Origin of the sequence: Pseudomonas sp. NBRC 111127, assembly GCF_001320345.1 — a bacterium.
Lineage (GTDB): Bacteria > Pseudomonadota > Gammaproteobacteria > Pseudomonadales > Pseudomonadaceae > Aquipseudomonas > Aquipseudomonas juntendi.
In genome coordinates this window covers 1-1851 of sequence record NZ_BCBD01000306.1, presented here as the reverse complement: position 1 = coordinate 1851, position 1851 = coordinate 1, and the positions used below count along the sequence as shown (strand labels likewise).

Below are 1851 nucleotides of genomic sequence, written 5' to 3'. Positions count from 1 at the left end.
CATCGTTGAAAAGAACGTGCAAGACAGCCGCAGGCGTATCTGGCTAGACGCCCAGGACTGCCAGTTTCACTCCTTCGAGGAACTCAATGCCTGGCTGGGCCAGCACTGCCGCGCGCTTTGGAACGAGCTGACGCACCCTCAATACAGCGGGCTGAGTGTGGCCGAAGTGCTGGAGTTGGAGCGCGCTGAACTGATGCCTGTGCCAGCGCCATTCGACGGTTACGTCGAGCGGCCTGCGCGGGTCTCCAGCACCTGCCTGGTCAGCGTCGGGCGCAACCGCTACTCGGTGCCGTGTGAGTATGCGGGTAAGTGGGTCAGCAGCCGTTTGTATCCGACGCGAATCGAGGTGGTGGCTGACGACGCGCTGATCGCCAGCCATGTCCGCTTGCTGGATCGCGACCAGGTCAGCTATGACTGGCAGCACTACCTCCCGCTGATCGAACGCAAGCCCGGTGCGCTGCGCAACGGCGCGCCCTTTGCTGATCTGCCGGCGCCGCTGCGTCAGCTTAAGCACGGTCTGGGGCGTCATGCCGGCGGTGACCGGATCATGGCGCAAGTTCTGGCTGCCGTACCGGTCGCCGGGCTCGATGCGGTGCTGGTGGCTGTTGAGCTGGTACTGGAAAGCGGCAGCCTGAGCGCCGAACACATCCTCAATGTCGTGGCGCGCCTGGCCGCGACCGAACCACCACCCAGCGTCGAAACCCACTTGTCGCTCAAGGAAGCCCCCGTCGCTAACACGGCGCGCTACGACCGCCTGCGTGGCCAGACCGAGGAGATCGGTCATGCGTGATTTGATGGCGGAACTCAAGGAGCTGCGCCTGCACGGCATGGCCACGGCCTGGGCGGAGTTGACTGCGCAGGGTGAGTCGAACACAGCCTCGTCCAAGTGGCTGCTCGAACACCTGCTGGAACAAGAGCACACAGATCGCGCCATGCGCTCGGTGAGCCACCAGATGAACATGGCCAAGCTGCCGATGCACCGCGACCTGGCCGGCTTCGACTTCAGCGCCTCCAGCGCAGACGCTCGTTTGATCAGCGAACTGGCCAGTCTGGCCTTTACCGACACCGCGCAGAACGTGGTGCTGATCGGTGGGCCTGGCACCGGTAAAACCCACCTGGCCACTGCGCTGGCCGTGTCCGGCATCACCCGGCACGGCAAGCGCGTGCGCTTCTACTCCACGGTCGATCTGGTCAATCTGCTGGAGCGCGAAAAGCACGACGGCAAAGCCGGGCGGATCGCCCAAGCTCTGCTGCGCATGGATCTGGTCATCCTCGACGAACTGGGTTATCTGCCCTTCAGCCAGGCCGGCGGTGCGTTGCTGTTTCACCTGCTATCCAAGCTGTACGAACACACCAGCGTGGTGATCACCACCAACCTGAGCTTCGCCGAATGGTCGAGCGTGTTCGGCGACGCCAAGATGACCACCGCCCTGCTGGATCGGCTGACCCACCACTGCCACATCGTCGAAACCGGTAACGAGTCCTATCGCCTGCAACACAGTAGCTTGGCGGCCCAGGCCAAGATCAAATCACGGGAGCGAAAGCGTAAGGGCGGCCAGGAACCGGAGGACGATGAGCCGTTCTGATTTCATGGCGACGACGGCCTGCTACATGGCTGCGTGTGGCAGGTCTTAAACAACTGAACTGGGCTAGCGAAGGAGTGGGGGCAACAGCAGCTGCGCTGGTAGACTTATCCACAGTTGCTGGTAACAAAATCAGCAATCCGCCCTGGGTCAAATTTCAATCGGCAGGGTGGGTCAATTTTCCATCAGCGCCAACACACTATGGAACCCCACCGCACCAACGTCATTATTTTTCCGAAGGTGCGCGAAGTCGCAGAGGCGGCCGAGC

General features: G+C 62.3%; 1 protein-coding gene and 1 pseudogene. Both read left to right on the top strand.

Annotated features, from left to right (window positions below; genetic code table 11):
- Positions 1–790, top strand: a pseudogene (istA, locus tag APH30_RS27050) (IS21-like element ISPst3 family transposase); the annotation flags it as partial.
- Entirely contained in the window at positions 783–1586 is an 804-nt protein-coding gene (istB, locus tag APH30_RS27045) for an IS21-like element ISPst3 family helper ATPase IstB (protein ID WP_010454871.1), read from the top strand. The pseudogene istA and the gene istB, both read left to right, overlap by 8 nt.
- Positions 1587–1851 lie beyond the last annotated feature (265 nt).

Coding starts and splice junctions, on each gene's coding strand:
- istB (WP_010454871.1), top strand. CDS start 783: ATGCGTGATTTGATGGCGGAACTCAAGGAGCTGCGCCTGCACGGCATG.